The organism is Streptococcus sanguinis (genome assembly GCF_019929145.1).
In the GTDB taxonomy this organism is placed as follows: Bacteria; Bacillota; Bacilli; order Lactobacillales; family Streptococcaceae; genus Streptococcus; species Streptococcus sanguinis_U.
Window position 1 is genome coordinate 194076 of the sequence record NZ_JAHZOW010000002.1, and the last position, 15652, is coordinate 209727.

The following is a 15652-nucleotide window of genomic DNA, read 5'->3' on the forward strand; positions in this document are numbered from 1 at the left end:
GGATGTATCGTTCAGTTAAACTACACCTTGCGCAATCATAGCATTTGCTACGTTTTCGAAGGCCGCGATGTTAGCACCAGCCAGGTAGTCTTTGCCAAGTCCGTAAGTTTCAGCGGTAGTCTTAGCTGTGTTGAAGATGTTGGTCATGATATCTTTCAAACGTCCGTCAACTTCTTCGCGAGTCCATGACAGACGAAGGCTGTTTTGGCTCATTTCCAGAGCAGATACAGCTACACCACCAGCATTGGCAGCTTTAGCAGGTCCGTAGAAGATGCCATTCTCTTTGTAAATTGCGATAGCATCCAGGTCGCTCGGCATATTGGCACCTTCAGATACACAGATAATTCCTTGAGCTACCAAGCGTTTGGCAGCTTCGCCATTGATTTCATTTTGTGTCGCACATGGCAGAGCGATGTCATATTTCTCAGCGTAAGTCCATACAGAACCTTCATGGTAAGTAGCACTTGCTTTTTCAGCAGCATATTCTGTCAAGCGAGCGCGGCGTTTTTCTTTGACATCAACCAAAAGATCGAAGTCAATACCGTTTTCATCGATAACATAACCGTTTGAGTCAGAAACAGAGATAACAGTTGCACCAAGCTCAGTTGCTTTTTGAAGAGCGTATTGGGCTACGTTACCAGAACCGGAAATAACCACCTTCTTGCCAGCAAAGCTTTGGCCGTTAGCCTTGAGCATTTCTTCGGTATAGTAAACCAAACCGTAGCCAGTTGCTTCTGGACGAATCAAGCTGCCACCAAATCCAAGGGGTTTACCAGTCAAGACACCTGCATCGAATTGATTGAGGCGTTTGTATTGACCGTAGAGGTAGCCGATTTCACGACCGCCGACACCAATATCACCAGCTGGGACATCAAGAGATGGGCCGATGTATTTTTGCAATTCAGTCATAAAGCTTTGGCAGAAGCGCATCACTTCAGCATCAGTCTTACCTTTGGGATCAAAGTCAGATCCGCCTTTACCACCGCCGATTGGCAAGCCTGTCAAGACATTTTTAAAGATTTGCTCAAATCCGAGGAATTTCAAGATACCTTGGTTTACAGTTGGGTGGAAACGAAGACCGCCTTTATAAGGACCAACTGCTGAGTTGAATTGAACGCGGTAACCACGGTTGACTTGTACGTTACCTTCGCGGTCTACCCAAGGAACACGGAAGCTGATAACGCGTTCAGGCTCAGTAATACGCGCTAGGATGTTTTCTTCAATGTATTCTGGGTGTTTTTCGAAAACGGGTTCCAGAGTATTGAGAAACTCTTCAACAGCTTGGAGGAATTCTGCCTCGTGTCCGTTGCGGGCTTTTACGGTCTCGAAAGTGCTTTGGATATATTCTTTAGCAGTTGTCATCTGTCATTCTCCTTTAAATAAAATAGTAAACCATCCTGTCGGAAGCTGCTTGTAGCTTGTATGACGAGGATGTGTTTAAATCTTTAAAACAGGCATCTTTTAAATGTCATATTTTATTACATGGAACATTATAGCAGACTTTTTTTACCTTGTAAAGAAAAAAGTTGAATTTTCTAAAAATTTCCACAATTTATTTTCTGAAATATTCCAGAAAATAGCTGATCGAACTGGATGTTTTCCGAACGTTAGTCAGGAATTGCTGGTTTAAAAAACGAAAAAGCGGGTTTTGGTGATATAATAGAGGAAATGAGCTAAAGGCACTCGCCTTCAGAAGAAAAAGGAGCGTTTTACTATGGTTTCGACATCTACACAGATTGCTGGTTTTGCATTTGACAACTGCCTGATGAATGCAGCTGGTGTTGGCTGCATGACAAAAGAGGAACTGGCAGAAGTCAAAGATTCTGCTGCGGGAACATTTGTGACCAAGACGGCGACGCTGGAATTTCGTCAGGGAAACCCAGAACCACGCTATCAGGATGTTCCGCTGGGGTCTATCAACTCCATGGGCCTGCCCAACAATGGTTTAGACTACTATCTTGACTATCTGCTGGAACTCCAGAAAAGCGAACCAAATCGGACTTTCTTCCTCTCTTTGGTCGGTATGTCGCCAGAAGAAACCCACACCATTCTTCAGAAAGTGCAGGCAAGTGACTTTAAAGGCATTACTGAGCTCAATCTCTCCTGCCCCAATGTCCCTGGTAAGCCGCAGATTGCTTATGACTTTGAAACGACGGAAAAGATTTTGTCAGAGGTTTTTGTTTATTTTACCAAGCCGTTGGGTATCAAGCTGCCTCCTTATTTTGACATCGTGCATTTTGATCAAGCCGCTGCGATTTTTAACAAATATCCACTCAAGTTTGTCAATTGTGTAAACTCAATCGGAAACGGTCTTTATATAGAAGATGAGTCAGTGGTCATTCGTCCGAAAAATGGTTTTGGAGGTATCGGAGGTCAGTATATCAAGCCGACCGCTCTAGCTAATGTCCATGCCTTTTACCAACGCCTGAAACCTGAAATCCAAATCATCGGAACTGGTGGTGTCCTGACGGGGCGCGATGCCTTTGAGCATATCCTCTGTGGTGCCAGTATGGTGCAAGTAGGAACAACCCTTCATAAAGAAGGAGTGGCAGCTTTCGAACGCATCACCTCAGAACTCAAGGCTATTATGGAAGAAAAAGGCTATGAAAGCTTAGAAGATTTCCGAGGAAAATTGAAGTATATTGAGGAGTAATTAAAATACGGCTGTTTCAGATTGAAGAAAGATGCATCTTTCTTCAATTTTTTTTGAAAGCGATGATAATATCTGAGAACTACTGACCTCCACCATTTAAAGAATATCCTAAAATTGTGTTATACTACAAATAAAATAAATTGATAAGATATTTGAAGGGGAAATTACGATGAATAAAACATTCTTATGGAGTGGGCTCAGTATTCTAGTAGTTACGGGACTGATTATCATAGGATTTAGTATGTATCAAAACCAGAAGAAGCAAAAGATGATATGCATTGCGACTAGTAAAGAAGCTAGAAAGGTTTATGAAGAACATATGAGAGAGAATGATCCTAATGCTCTAACAAGAGAAGGAGTTATTCAATCTTATGAAATTGATACTGAGACATTAGAATATAATCCGATGGGAGGTCTGATGGTTCGATTGTATTTTAATAACAATAAAGAATTAGACTTTCATTTTGGATTGATAAAAAATGACAATGGAGAGTATGAAACATATGGCTATACCATATCACCTAAATTATCAGCTTTGTTAAAGGAAAATGTTAAATGAGCAAAAAAAATAAATATGATGAGATTCTGCCTGTATACCTGTATAATAGTAGTTATAGTCAGCAGCAGAAATCATTTTTGAGTTGAATCACTATAAAATTTACTCCTTTTATGAGAAAATAGTCGCAAAGAAATGAGGTGCTTTTATGGCAGAAATTTATTTAGCAGGCGGATGCTTCTGGGGCTTGGAAGAGTACTTTTCTCACATTGAGGGTGTGGAGGAAACGACAGTGGGATACGCCAATGGGCAAGTGGAATCAACCAACTACCAGCTGATTCATCAGACGGACCATGCAGAGACGGTTCATCTGATCTATGATGAAAAGCGGGTCAGCCTGCGGGAAATCCTGCTCTATTATTTCCGAGTCATTGATCCTCTGTCGGTCAATAAGCAGGGAAATGATGTAGGACGTCAGTATCGGACGGGCGTTTACTATACCAATCAAGCCGATAAGGCAGTCATTGAGCAGGTTTTTTCTGAGCAGGAAAAGCAGTTGGGACAAAAGATTGCTGTTGAGCTAGAGCCTTTGCGCCACTATGTCCTAGCTGAGGACTATCATCAGGATTATCTCAAGAAAAATCCTGGTGGCTACTGTCATATCAATGTCAATGATGCTTATCAGCCCTTGGTCGATCCAGGACAGTACGAGAAGCCTACGGATGTAGAACTAAAGGAGCAGCTGACGGAAGAGCAGTACCAGGTGACCCAGAACAGTGCGACAGAGCGCCCTTTCCATAATGCCTACAATGCCACTTTTGAAGAAGGAATTTATGTAGATGTGACGACTGGTGAGCCCCTCTTTTTTGCTGGTGATAAGTTTGAGTCTGGCTGCGGCTGGCCTAGCTTTAGCCGGCCCATTGCCAGAGAAGTTCTGCGATACTATGAAGACAAGAGCCATGGCATGGAGCGGATCGAAGTGCGCAGCCGTTCAGGGAACGCCCATCTGGGGCATGTCTTCACAGACGGACCAGAAGCAGCAGGCGGCTTGCGCTACTGTATCAACTCAGCAGCTCTGCGATTTATTCTAAAAGAGAAAATGGAAGCAGAAGGATATGGCTATCTGCTGACCTTCATGCAGTAAAAGGGCATAAAATCAACTCAAATGCTTCAAATCGTTATATAATTTTTTTATCACGGCGATAAATTATTTATATAAGCCAAGTCTCCTTTAACATGGTAAAATGAGAAGTAATCTTATAAAATAGAAGATTTAGAATTTTATCCATTAAAGGAGAATAAATGATGAATTTGAAAAAAATCTTTTCAGTCGGCTTAGTCGGCCTTGCAGCCTTGGGTTTGGCAGCTTGCGGAGGCTCTTCTAGTAAGGAGAGCAAATCAGCAGACGGACCTGTAACCGTCAAGGTTGGGGTAATGAGCCTGAGTGATACAGAAGAAGCGCGCTGGAACAAGGTTCAAGAGATTCTTGACAAAGAAAATGCAGGCGTTAAATTAGAGTATACACAGTTTACCGACTACTCTCAGCCTAACCAAGCTCTGCTTGACGGTGATGTGGATATCAACGCTTTCCAACATTACAACTTCCTTGAAAACTGGAACAAAGAGAAGGGAGCAGACCTTGTGTCTGTTGCGGATACCTATATCGCTCCTATTCGTCTCTACTCTGGTACAAAGGACGGCAAAAATAAATACACAGATGTGAAAGACATCCCAGAAAATGGGACAATTGCCGTTCCAAATGATGCGACAAATGAGAGCCGTGCTCTTTATCTTCTTGAATCAGCTGGCTTGATCAAGCTTGATGTTAAAGGTAAGGAACTTGCGACTGTTGCCAACATCAAAGAAAACAAGAAGAATCTGACAATTTCTGAGTTGGATGCTTCTCAAACGCCAGCTTCTCTGACTTCAGCAGATGCTGCAGTTGTCAATAATACTTTCGTCCGCGAAGCAGGTATTGACTACAAGAAGGCCCTCTTCAAAGAAGAAGCCAATGAAAACTCAAAACAATGGTATAACCTGATTGCAGCGAAACCAGATTGGAAGAAATCAGACAAGGCTGACGCAATTGAAAAAATTATCAAGGCTTACCACACTGATGAAGTGAAAAAAGTTATCGAAGAATCATCAGATGGTATGGATCAGCCGGTTTGGTGATTTTACCAGCAGAAAGTCATTGTATTGAATCATGAAATGATTAAGAAGGGCGGAGATTAGCTTCTCCAGCCCTTTATCTGCTATTAGGGTCATTTAGTTTGAACAGTATCTGGCTTTGAGCTAGGTTGGTACAGATTGCAGCGCGCGACTTATCAGTTCCTTAGGTCAAGTGACAGACGGAAATCAAACTAAAAGGCTATAGTGGCTAAATCTCATATTGGACAAATCAAGGAGTGAATCGGAAATTATGGGCAAAGAAATTATCAAATTGGATCACATTGATGTCGTTTTTAAGCAAAAAAAGCAAGACATTAAGGCTGTAGAAGATGTGACCATTCATATTAATCAGGGTGATATTTATGGGATTGTAGGTTATTCTGGTGCCGGCAAGTCTACCCTGGTCCGTGTCATTAACTTGCTGCAGGTGCCGTCTGCCGGTAAGATCACGGTGGATGATACGGTTTTCTATGATCATCATCAGGTTCAGCTTACTGCAGCTCAGCTACGCCAAAAGCGTAAGGATATCGGGATGATTTTCCAGCATTTCAACCTCATGGCACAGATGACAGCCAAGGAAAATGTTGCTTTTGCGCTCAAGCATTCACCTTTATCAGCTGCTGAAAAAGAGAAAAAAGTTCATACGCTTTTGGACTTGGTAGGCTTAGCGGATCGGGCGGACAATTATCCTGCCCAGCTGTCTGGTGGTCAGAAGCAGCGGGTGGCTATTGCGCGGGCCTTGGCCAATGATCCCAAAATCCTAATTTCGGACGAGTCTACATCCGCTCTGGATCCTAAGACCACCAAGCAGATTTTGGCTCTACTGCAGGATTTGAATCAAAAATTGGGTCTGACTATTGTCCTCATTACCCACGAAATGCAGATTGTCAAGGACATTGCCAACCGGGTAGCAGTTATGCAGAACGGTCGGCTGATTGAGGAAGGTTCAGTTCTGGATATTTTCTCTAATCCCAAGAATGAGCTGACCCAAGACTTCATTACGACCGCAACGGGTATCAATGAGGCCATGATCAAAATCAACCAGCAAAAGATTGTGCAAAACCTGCCGGAAAATTCCATTCTGGCCCACCTGAAATACTCAGGTGTGGTAACGGACACAGCCATTATAAACGACATTTACAAGCAGTATCACATATCTGCCAATATTCTTCACGCCAATATTGAGATTTTAGATCATGTACCGGTCGGAGAAATGGTCGTTATCTTATCTGGAGAGACCAAGCAACTGGCGGCGGTGCAGGAAAGTCTACGCGAAGCAGGAGTAGAGCTGCATGTTCTGAAAGAAGGGAGTAACTAATGCTACAGCTGATTCAACAATTTATGCCCAATGTTTATAGAATGGGATGGTCTGGGCAGGCTGGCTGGGGAACAGCTATTTACCTGACTCTGTATATGACTATCATTCCTTTCTTTATCGGAGGGATTCTAGGCTTTATCGCAGGTCTCTTGCTTGTCTTGACAGGGCCGAGAGGTATTTTGGAAAATAGACTTGTCTTTTTCGTCTTGGACAAGGTTACCTCTATCTTCCGGGCGATTCCTTTCATCATTCTCCTAGCCCTCATCAATCCTTTTACTCGGATTATTGTGGGAACTGGGATTGGACCGACTGCGGCCTTGGTCCCTCTTTCACTGGCTGTTTTTCCTTTCTTTGCCCGTCAGGTTCAGGTGGTCTTATCCGAATTAGACCGAGGAGTGATTGAAGCGGCGCAGGCTAGTGGAGCAACCTTCTGGGACATTGTCGGTGTTTACCTGCGGGAAGGTCTGCCGGACTTGATTCGGGTGACGACTGTTACGCTCATCTCTCTGGTTGGTGAGACTGCTATGGCGGGAGCGATTGGTGCTGGCGGACTGGGAAATGTTGCCCTGACTTATGGTTATCAGCGTTTCAACCATGATGTGACTATTCTTGCGACCATTCTTATTTTGCTGCTCATCTTCTTTATTCAGTTTGTTGGGGATTTCCTGACACGGAAGATTAGTCATAGATAATGATTGACAACTAGGGCCTCAGCTGGGGCTCTTTTTTATGCCATAATTGTATTAAAAGACTTGCGCAATTAGATTAGGCTTGTTATAATAGCTAAAATCTCTTGAAAGCAAGTGTTGGGAAAGTGAGGATATGGCGGATGAAAGCTTATACAAATGTCAATCTGGTGACCTGTGACAGCCAATTTCATGTTTACCGGGAAGGGCTATTGGTGGTTGAGGACGACCGCATTGCCTACTGTGGTCCCTATGATGAAAGCTGGCTAGGGAAATGTAGTGAAACAGTGGATTATGAAGGTACTTGGATCATGCCAGGGCTGGTCAACTGCCATACTCACTCGGCCATGACTTTGCTGCGCGGGATTCGTGATGACAGCAATCTGCATGAGTGGTTGGAGGACTATATCTGGCCAGCAGAAAGCCAGTTCACAGCGGATCTAACGACCGAGGCTGTCCAGCTGGCTCTGGCTGAAATGCTGCTGTCAGGGACAACGACTTTTAACGACATGTATAATCCTCAGGGAGTGGAGATTGACCGGATTTATCAGGCTGTGCATCAGTCTGGTATGCGCTGCTATTTCTCACCAACCCTCTTTAGCTCAGAGTCGGAAACAGCAGAAGAGACTCTGGATCGTACTCGGACCATTATTGAGAAAATCCTCTCCTATGACGATGAAGATTTTCAGGTTATGGTGGCGCCTCATTCGCCTTATGCCTGTGACGAAGAGTTGCTCAAGGGCAGTCTTGAGCTAGCGCGTGAACTGGATTTGAAGCTTCATATCCATGTGGCGGAGACCCAGGATGAAAATAAAATCATACTGGAGCGCTATGGCAAACGGCCTCTGGCTTTCTTAAAGGGTTTGGGTTACTTGGAGCAGCCAGCAATTTTTGCTCACGGAGTTGAACTGAATCCGTCAGAGATTGCGGATTTGGCGGCTTCACCAGTCAGCATCGCCCACAATCCTATCAGCAACCTCAAGCTGGCTTCCGGTGTAGCTCCGGTGACCGACTTACTAGCCGCTGGGGTGACCGTTGGCTTAGCGACAGACTCTGTCGCTTCCAATAATAATCTGGACATGTTTGAAGAAGGCCGGACAGCTGCTCTCCTTCAGAAGATGCGGGCAGGCGATGCAACCCAGTTTACGATTGAGCAGGCCTTGAAAGCTTTGACTATTGAAGGAGCCAAGGCGTTGGGATTGGATAACAAAATCGGTAGTCTGGAAGCGGGCAAGCAAGCCGATTTCATTGTCATTCAACCTAAGGGAAGACTTCATCTCTATCCTTTGGGAAATATGCTGTCGCACCTAGTGTACGCAGTCAAAGGCAGTGATGTTCAGGATGTCTACATTGCTGGGCAGCAGGTCGTCCGAGACGGCCAGGTGCTGACCGTTGATGTAGGGAGTTTTGTGTAAGTGTAAAAGCTTAAAATGGAAGCGAGAAATTAGCCTTGCTTCCATTTGTTTTTTATAAAATTCGACAAATTATTCGGAAAACGCTTGCAATTTCTCTAGCTTCTGGTATAATAAACTTATGGATTGTTACTGGTCAAGCAGGCAAAACCTAAGCAAATACAAGATATAAAGCAGTTTCTTGCTTTCTATTTGGTGTGTGTTTAGGTTTTTTTCGTGCCCTATTTTCCGGGAATAGGAAGAAACTGCCAACCTAAAAAATACAAGGAGGATCCATTATGGCTAAAGACTATACAGAATTAGCTCAGGATATTGTTGCCCATGTAGGTGGCAAGGACAACATCACCAAACTGGTACACTGCGTGACACGCTTGCGTTTTTCTCTAAAGGATGAATCTAAGGCAGATACAGACTATCTGATGAAGCGCGACGGAGTTGTAACGGTTGTCAAGGCCGGTGGTCAATATCAAGTTGTTATTGGTAATCATGTGCCAGATGTTTATGAAACGGTGCTCAAGGTTGCTGGAATTGCTGGTGAGGGCAGTGTTGATGCAGATGATGATGCTGTAGAAGGGAATCTGTTTGACCGCTTCATTGCGCTCGTATCCGGTCTCTTCCAGCCGATGCTTGGTACCTTGTCAGCAGCTGGTATGATAAAAGGTGTGGTAGCCATTATGGCTGCCTTAGGCGTTGCCAAAACAGATGGTGCTTATGTCGTTCTCAATGCAGCTGGTGATGGTATCTTCCAGTTTCTTCCTTTAATTTTGGCTATTACATCTGCTAAACGGTTCAAGATGAATCAGTTCACGGCTTTGGCTATCGGTTTTGCCTTGGTTTATCCAAATATCGCAGCTAGTTTTACAGCAGAAAAACCGCTTTATACACTTTTTGCAGGTACACCAATCGAGTCTTCGATTTTCTCGACTTTCTTCGGTCTTCCTATTATCTTCCCTGCATCTAGCTACCTATCAACAGTCCTTCCAGTGATTACAGCTGTTTGGGTTGGGGCCAAGATTGAAAAAGGCTTTAAAAAGATCATTCCCGATGTTGTCAAAGTCTTTATCGTACCATTCTTTACCCTTTTAATTACAGTGCCACTGGCCTTTCTAGTTATCGGTCCAGTTATGAGCTGGGCTTCTGATTTGGTTGGTGCTCTCTTTACAGGTATCTATGACTTTAGTCCTGTGCTGTATGGTATCGTCCTAGGGGCTGCTTGGCAGGTTCTGGTCATGTTTGGTCTTCACTGGGGCTTGGTACCGTTGGCTATTTTGGAGCTTCAAAAGGGTCCAGGTGTCATCCTTGTTGCTACTATTGCTATCTGTTTTGCTCAGGCTGGTGCCTTGCTCAATATCATGATGCGCACCAAAGAAGATAAAGTTCGTCAGCTTTCGATTCCGGCCTTTATATCAGCTCTTTTTGGTGTGACGGAGCCGGCTATTTACGGTATCACCCTTCCAATGCGCTTGCCATTCATCATGACTTGTATTTCTGGAGCTCTGACTGGTGCTTATCTGGCCTTCTTTGATGTAAAGATGCAGGTTATGGGTGGTTTGGGACTCTTTGCCATTCCATCCTTTATCGAAGCAGGCAACAGCATGACTTTGATTCACTTCCTCATTGCTATTGTGGCAAACTTTGTGCTAGGTTTTGGCCTGACTCAGCTGGTCAAGATTCCGAATCTTTTTGGTGGTCCGTCAGAAAAAGATGCTGCCGAGTCTTTAGATTCTGAAAAAGAAATAGTCTCAGCGGGAATTACAGAGCAAGTCGTGACTAGTCCATTGGCTGGTGAGGTAGTGGCTCTTGAGGACACTCCGGACGCAGTCTTTGCCAGCGGGGCTATGGGCAAAGGAGTTGCCATTGAGCCAAGTGTCGGTGAAGTAGTAGCGCCTGCTGATGGGGTCATTCGCCTGCTCTTCCCTACCAACCATGCTGTTGGTTTAGCTACGGATGGTGGAGCAGAACTGTTGATTCACGTCGGTATGGATACAGTAGCCCTTGACGGAAAAGGCTTTACAGCCCATGTTGTCCAAGGCTCTAAAGTCAAGAAAGGCCAGCTTTTGCTTAGCTTTGATATCGATACTATCAAGGAGGCTGGTTATCCAGTGACAACTCCAATCATTGTTACTAACACAGCTAATTATAAGCAGATTGAAGTCCTTGCAAAAGGAGAAATTCAGCTCGGTGATCGGCTCTTAGATTTGAAAAAATAGAAAATGAAGCAGGAGAATGGAAGAGATTGCCACAATTTGAAGATTGTAGCATGCTTCTCCCTCTCCTGCTTTTTGCTTTTCTTTCCTTTTGACGGTAAAAATAGTACAATATAGTAAATGTTGATGCACTATTATCAAGCAAGAAAAGGCGGAGAGATGTGATGGATAAAAAATTTCTTTGGGAGAAGATTCAGACTTTTTTTCAGAAACTTTGGAAAAAGATATCTGATTTTGCTGCGGAGCATACTCTCCTGACAGATGCCTACCAAGCTTGGCGGGATTGGTTTAAGGGACTTCCATTTCCTCGTCCTAAGTTCTTTCAAAAACAGCTTAGCAATCGCCAGTTTGTCGGAGTGCTTTTGACCGTTGTAGGGCTGTCAGCTGGCTTAATTCTGCTGTCAGAGCATGTGCAGGATTTTACCTTTCTGTCTCCTAGTAAGAAAGAGCAGCAGTCAGATTCCTCTCAGAATCAGACGGTTCGTATCATGGCGACTGGGGATTTGCTTTATCATGATGGTCTTTATCTGAGTGCTCAGAAAGAAGACGGCACTTATGATTTTTCTGAGAATTTCCACTATGCCAAGGAATGGCTTCGGCAGGGAGATTTGGTCTTAGGGGACTTTGAAGGCACGATTCGGCCGGACTATCCCTTGAATGGCTATCCGCTCTTTAATGCTCCAGAAGCCGTAGTTCCAGCAATCAAGGATGCTGGCTATCAGGTGATGGATCTGGCTCATAATCACATTTTAGACTCTGGCTTGGAGGGAGTTTTCACTACAGCTCAGGCTTTTGAAAAAGAGGGAATCACTCCCATTGGTGTTTATCCGCATGAAAGCCGCAGTCAGGTACCGCTCTTGATAAAGGAAGTTAAAGGCATTAAGATTGCACTGCTGGCTTACTCCTATGGTTACAATGGTATGGAGGGGCTGCTCAGTCAGGAAGACTATGATAATCGTCTGTCCGATCTGGATGAAGAAAAGATGCGGGCCGAGATTGAGCGGGCAGAAAAGGAAGCAGATATTACAGTCGTCATGCCTCAGATGGGGATAGAGTACCAGCTGGAGCCGACAGAGGAGCAGATGACCCTCTACCATAAAATGGTTGACTGGGGAGCAGATATCGTCTTTGGAGGGCATCCGCATGTGGTTCAGCCGGCAGAGATTTTAGAGAAAGACGGCCAGAAGAAGCTGATCATGTATTCTATGGGGAATTTCATTTCCAATCAGCGCATCGAAACCATGGAGGAGATTGAAAATGCTCATTGGACCGAGCGCGGAGTGCTGATGGATGTTACCATTGAAAAGACACCAAAGGGCACACAGATAAAAAGTGCCCAGGCTCATCCGAGCTGGGTCAGCCGAGTTGAAAAGGGCACTACTTCAGCAGACGGTCTTCCTTTATACACTTACCAGACCTGGATTTTGGACGACTTTGTCGAAGGTGGCAAGTATCGAGACAAACTGGATCAAGAAACCAGAGCACGGATTGATACCGCCTATCAGGAAATGAAGTCTCATGTTGGACTGAATTGGCCGGGGCAATAAATTGCTTGAATATGAGTTTAGCCAGATTGGATTTACCAATCTGGTTTTTGCTGTTTTAAAATTGAGGACTTTGTTATAATTAAAGGCGAAGCTGTTTATGTAAAGATTAAAAAGCCTTATCTTGACCTAATAAAGGGTTCAGGAGTCAGTGTTTTAAAATTTAAAGATAAAACAGATGGGAAAATTAGAATTTATGATTCTTATTTGAGAGAGCAGATAGATGAAAATGAGTATATCTATGATGCAGAAAAAAAGTCTGTTCACTACTATAATGAAAAGGAAGGGGGGATAACAATCCCAAACGAACAGGCGTTATCCGATTTAGGTGTTGAGTTTAACGAAAACTATAGCATTGATATCAACTTTACCCAAAATAGAACGTTTGTTTTTAGTGTAAGCGACAGTGATCAAGATATCACTGTCCAAAACGAATCAGATAAACCCATATCTTTTTATGTCAAAGCCTATCACAGAGTCTATGGCTCAGAAGGCAGGGACCGAGATCTAGAATAATATCTTACAAAACATGGTGCTGTTTCTATCCTTCTTATAATATTAGCGTTACAAAAAACGAATACCTCCTAGCATATTTTGTCAGCAGGTATTCGTTTTTTTATTTTCCATTGTAGAGCTTCATTTCTTCCGATACTGGCTTGGTGTCATTTGGTAGTATTTTTTGAACTGGCGGTTGAAGTTGGACAGGTTATTAAAGCCTGCTTGGCTGGAGATTTCCAGTACAGAGAGGTTAGAGTGCTGCAGGAGTTCGGCTGCCTTGCGTAGACGGAATTGGATTAGGTACTCAATGCAGGAAACGCCCAGATGCTTCTTGAAGAAATTCATGAAATGGGTGGAGCTGTAGCCACAGATGCCAGCCAGTTGATCAATATTCAGGTCTTCTTGGTAATGGGCATTGATGTAGTCAATGATGGAGCGAATCTTTTCTTCCTTGCGATAGCCTTCGGGTGACAGGTCTTTGGAAATGACATAGCCGTTCTCAAAGAGCAGGTAGAAGAGCTGGTTGAGCTGGGCTTTGAGCTGAAACTCGTAGTGAGATTTGCGGAAATAGCCTGTTTCCATAGCTGCTAAGAGGCACTGACGAATCTCCGTATAGGCTGTATCATTGGGCTTGATAACATGAGTCAAGTCCAACTGGCCATTGTAGAGGGGCTGCAGATAGTTGATGCTGGCCTGATCCATGGCAGAGTAACCCATCAGATCCAGATGGAAATTAATGGCGTCCATATAATGGCGCTCGTCGTTGATGGGGTGGATGGAGTGTAGGGCATTGGGGCGAATCAGGATAATATCACCTTTTTCGCTGTTAAAGTAGTCGTCATCAATATGAAATTGTGCTTTTCCTTCGTGGACATAAATCATTTCAACATCGGTATGCCAGTGGAAAAGAATATCTGGATGACCATTCTCAGTGATGGTGCGGGTCAGAGAATAAGGGGTTCCTTGGTTTTTAAAAACGGTATTTTTATGTAGTTGGCCTAAATCAATCATGGGGACACTCTTTCATAGAATAGTACAATTTATTAAGATAATTGTGTTAGAAAATATGTTTGACAACTATTATAATATAAATACAAAAAAAACGAAAGTGAGAAAATGCAAATGGGTAAATTTCCGCAGAATTTCCTCTGGGGCGGTGCAACTGCAGCCAACCAGTATGAAGGTGCCTATAATCTGGATGGGAAAGGCCTGTCTGTTCAGGATGTGACTCCAAAAGGCGGAGTGCCGGCCAAGCAAGGTGACCGCAATCCTTTGATTACCGAGGGGCCGACACCAGATAATCTCAAGCTAGAAGGGATTGATTTCTACCATCGCTATAAGGAGGACATTGCCCTCTTTGCGGAGATGGGCTTCAAGGTCTACCGAACTTCCATTGCCTGGTCTCGGATTTTTCCAAATGGAGACGAGCAGGAGCCCAATGAAGCTGGTCTGCAATTCTATGACAATCTTTTTGATGAACTGGCCAAATATGGCATTGAGCCGCTGATTACCCTGTCTCACTATGAAACGCCTCTGCATTTGGCGCGTCAATACAATGGCTGGGCCAACCGCGATTTAATTGGCTTCTACGAGCACTATGTTCGCACGGTTTTTACCCGCTACAAGGACAAGGTCAAGTATTGGCTGACTTTTAATGAAATCAACTCTGTTCTCCATGCGCCCTTTATGAGCGGCGGCATTGCTACGCCAGCTGAAGAGTTATCCAAGCAGGACCTCTATCAAGCGGTCCATCATGAGCTGGTGGCGTCTGCCTTGGCAACGAAGATCGGTCATGAGATCAATCCTGATTTTAAGATTGGCTGTATGGTTCTCGCTATGCCGGCCTATCCCATGACACCTAAGCCTGAAGATGTGCTGGCAGCACGGGAATTTGAAAATCAAAACTATCTCTTCTCTGATATCCATGCGCGTGGAAAATATCCAGCCTATATCAATCGTTTCTTCAAGGAGAATGGGATTGAGATTCAGTTTGCGCCGGGCGACAAAGAGCTTTTGGCTGAAAATACTGTAGACTTTATTTCCTTCTCTTACTATATGAGTGTGGTTGCGGCTCATGATCCAGAAAATTATTCTTCCGGCCGAGGCAATCTTTTAGGTGGCATCATGAATCCTCATCTGGCTAGCTCGGAATGGGGTTGGCAGATTGACCCAGTCGGCCTGCGCTTGGTGTTAAATAGCTTTTATGACCGCTATCAGCTGCCTCTCTTCATCGTGGAAAATGGTCTCGGTGCCAAGGATGTCTTGGTGGATGGTCCAAATGGTCCAACGGTTGAAGATGACTACCGCATTGATTATCTCAAACAGCATTTGCAGCAGGTAGGAGAAGCTCTGGAAGATGGCGTAGAATTGCTAGGTTACACGACTTGGGGCTGTATTGATCTAGTCTCAGCCAGCACGGCAGAACTCAGCAAGCGTTACGGCTTTATCTACGTTGACCGCAACGATGACGGTAGCGGAACTCTAGCCCGCTACAAGAAAAAATCTTTTGATTGGTACAAAGAAGTCATTGCGACGAATGGAGATAGTCTCTATCAGGATTGAATGACTTAAACAAAATAGAATGGCTCCTTATAAAATAAACCAAGTCCTATCTGACTTGGTTTTTCTATGTTTTAAGGAGGTAATTGGCTGAAGCCTCTTGAATT

At 44.1% G+C, this 15652-nt stretch carries 12 protein-coding genes and 1 pseudogene; 11 read left to right on the top strand and 2 right to left on the bottom strand.

Translation table 11 applies throughout. The annotated features are described in order from the left end of the window. Window positions 1–15: 15 nt before the first annotated feature. Window positions 16–1362: an NADP-specific glutamate dehydrogenase gene (gdhA, locus tag K1I94_RS06705; protein ID WP_223314832.1), complete on the bottom strand. Its 1347-nt coding sequence runs from the start codon at window positions 1360–1362 to the stop codon at window positions 16–18. A gap of 352 nt (window positions 1363–1714) precedes the next feature. On the opposite strand from gdhA, the gene K1I94_RS06710 reads away from it, so the two are divergent. The 10 genes and pseudogenes from K1I94_RS06710 to K1I94_RS06755 form a co-directional block, all read left to right on the top strand. Next, entirely contained in the window at window positions 1715–2653 is a 939-nt protein-coding gene (locus K1I94_RS06710) for a dihydroorotate oxidase (RefSeq protein ID WP_223314833.1), read from the top strand. A 169-nt stretch (window positions 2654–2822) separates the two neighbouring features. Further along, on the top strand, window positions 2823–3212 hold the full coding sequence (locus K1I94_RS06715) for a DUF1310 family protein (RefSeq protein WP_223314834.1): 390 nt from the start codon (window positions 2823–2825) through the stop codon (window positions 3210–3212). A 145-nt stretch (window positions 3213–3357) separates the two neighbouring features. Next, window positions 3358–4293 (top strand): peptide-methionine (R)-S-oxide reductase MsrB, encoded by a 936-nt coding sequence (msrB, locus tag K1I94_RS06720; protein WP_223314835.1) that lies wholly within the window; start codon window positions 3358–3360, stop codon window positions 4291–4293. Window positions 4294–4451: 158 nt separating this feature from the next. Next, window positions 4452–5324, top strand: a complete 873-nt coding sequence (locus K1I94_RS06725) for a MetQ/NlpA family ABC transporter substrate-binding protein (protein ID WP_002896572.1) — start codon at window positions 4452–4454, stop codon at window positions 5322–5324. 247 nt (window positions 5325–5571) lie between these two features. Continuing rightward, window positions 5572–6639 (top strand): methionine ABC transporter ATP-binding protein, encoded by a 1068-nt coding sequence (locus K1I94_RS06730; protein WP_002898358.1) that lies wholly within the window; start codon window positions 5572–5574, stop codon window positions 6637–6639. Next, window positions 6639–7331 (top strand): methionine ABC transporter permease, encoded by a 693-nt coding sequence (locus K1I94_RS06735; protein WP_002898357.1) that lies wholly within the window; start codon window positions 6639–6641, stop codon window positions 7329–7331. The genes K1I94_RS06730 and K1I94_RS06735 overlap by 1 nt, the downstream gene beginning before the upstream one ends. A gap of 137 nt (window positions 7332–7468) precedes the next feature. Beyond that, complete coding sequence (locus K1I94_RS06740) at window positions 7469–8740, top strand: TRZ/ATZ family protein (protein ID WP_223314836.1); 1272 nt, start codon at window positions 7469–7471, stop codon at window positions 8738–8740. A gap of 275 nt (window positions 8741–9015) precedes the next feature. Next, on the top strand, window positions 9016–10947 hold the full coding sequence (locus K1I94_RS06745; protein ID WP_223314837.1) for a beta-glucoside-specific PTS transporter subunit IIABC: 1932 nt from the start codon (window positions 9016–9018) through the stop codon (window positions 10945–10947). A 161-nt stretch (window positions 10948–11108) separates the two neighbouring features. After that, entirely contained in the window at window positions 11109–12491 is a 1383-nt protein-coding gene (locus K1I94_RS06750; protein WP_223314838.1) for a CapA family protein, read from the top strand. A gap of 84 nt (window positions 12492–12575) precedes the next feature. Beyond that, window positions 12576–13004: pseudogene (locus K1I94_RS06755) on the top strand (hypothetical protein); the annotation flags it as partial. A gap of 120 nt (window positions 13005–13124) precedes the next feature. Here K1I94_RS06755 and K1I94_RS06760 read toward each other — a convergent pair. Continuing rightward, entirely contained in the window at window positions 13125–13997 is an 873-nt protein-coding gene (locus K1I94_RS06760; protein ID WP_049553250.1) for an AraC family transcriptional regulator, read from the bottom strand. A gap of 105 nt (window positions 13998–14102) precedes the next feature. Here K1I94_RS06760 and K1I94_RS06765 point away from each other — a divergent pair, with 105 nt between their 5' ends. Then, window positions 14103–15548, top strand: a complete 1446-nt coding sequence (locus K1I94_RS06765; protein ID WP_317627935.1) for a glycoside hydrolase family 1 protein — start codon at window positions 14103–14105, stop codon at window positions 15546–15548. The last annotated feature ends 104 nt before the right edge of the window (window positions 15549–15652 follow it).

Excerpts from the sequence above, each read along its gene's own strand:
- K1I94_RS06725 (WP_002896572.1), top strand. The coding sequence starts at position 4,452 with ATGATGAATTTGAAAAAAATCTTTTCAGTCGGCTTAGTCGGCCTTGCA.
- K1I94_RS06710 (WP_223314833.1), top strand. The coding sequence starts at position 1,715 with ATGGTTTCGACATCTACACAGATTGCTGGTTTTGCATTTGACAACTGC.
- gdhA (WP_223314832.1), bottom strand. The coding sequence starts at position 1,362 with ATGACAACTGCTAAAGAATATATCCAAAGCACTTTCGAGACCGTAAAA.
- K1I94_RS06745 (WP_223314837.1), top strand. The coding sequence starts at position 9,016 with ATGGCTAAAGACTATACAGAATTAGCTCAGGATATTGTTGCCCATGTA.
- K1I94_RS06740 (WP_223314836.1), top strand. The coding sequence starts at position 7,469 with ATGAAAGCTTATACAAATGTCAATCTGGTGACCTGTGACAGCCAATTT.
- msrB (WP_223314835.1), top strand. The coding sequence starts at position 3,358 with ATGGCAGAAATTTATTTAGCAGGCGGATGCTTCTGGGGCTTGGAAGAG.
- K1I94_RS06715 (WP_223314834.1), top strand. The coding sequence starts at position 2,823 with ATGAATAAAACATTCTTATGGAGTGGGCTCAGTATTCTAGTAGTTACG.
- K1I94_RS06760 (WP_049553250.1), bottom strand. The coding sequence starts at position 13,997 with ATGATTGATTTAGGCCAACTACATAAAAATACCGTTTTTAAAAACCAA.
- K1I94_RS06735 (WP_002898357.1), top strand. The coding sequence starts at position 6,639 with ATGCTACAGCTGATTCAACAATTTATGCCCAATGTTTATAGAATGGGA.
- K1I94_RS06765 (WP_317627935.1), top strand. The coding sequence starts at position 14,103 with ATGCAAATGGGTAAATTTCCGCAGAATTTCCTCTGGGGCGGTGCAACT.
- K1I94_RS06750 (WP_223314838.1), top strand. The coding sequence starts at position 11,109 with ATGGATAAAAAATTTCTTTGGGAGAAGATTCAGACTTTTTTTCAGAAA.
- K1I94_RS06730 (WP_002898358.1), top strand. The coding sequence starts at position 5,572 with ATGGGCAAAGAAATTATCAAATTGGATCACATTGATGTCGTTTTTAAG.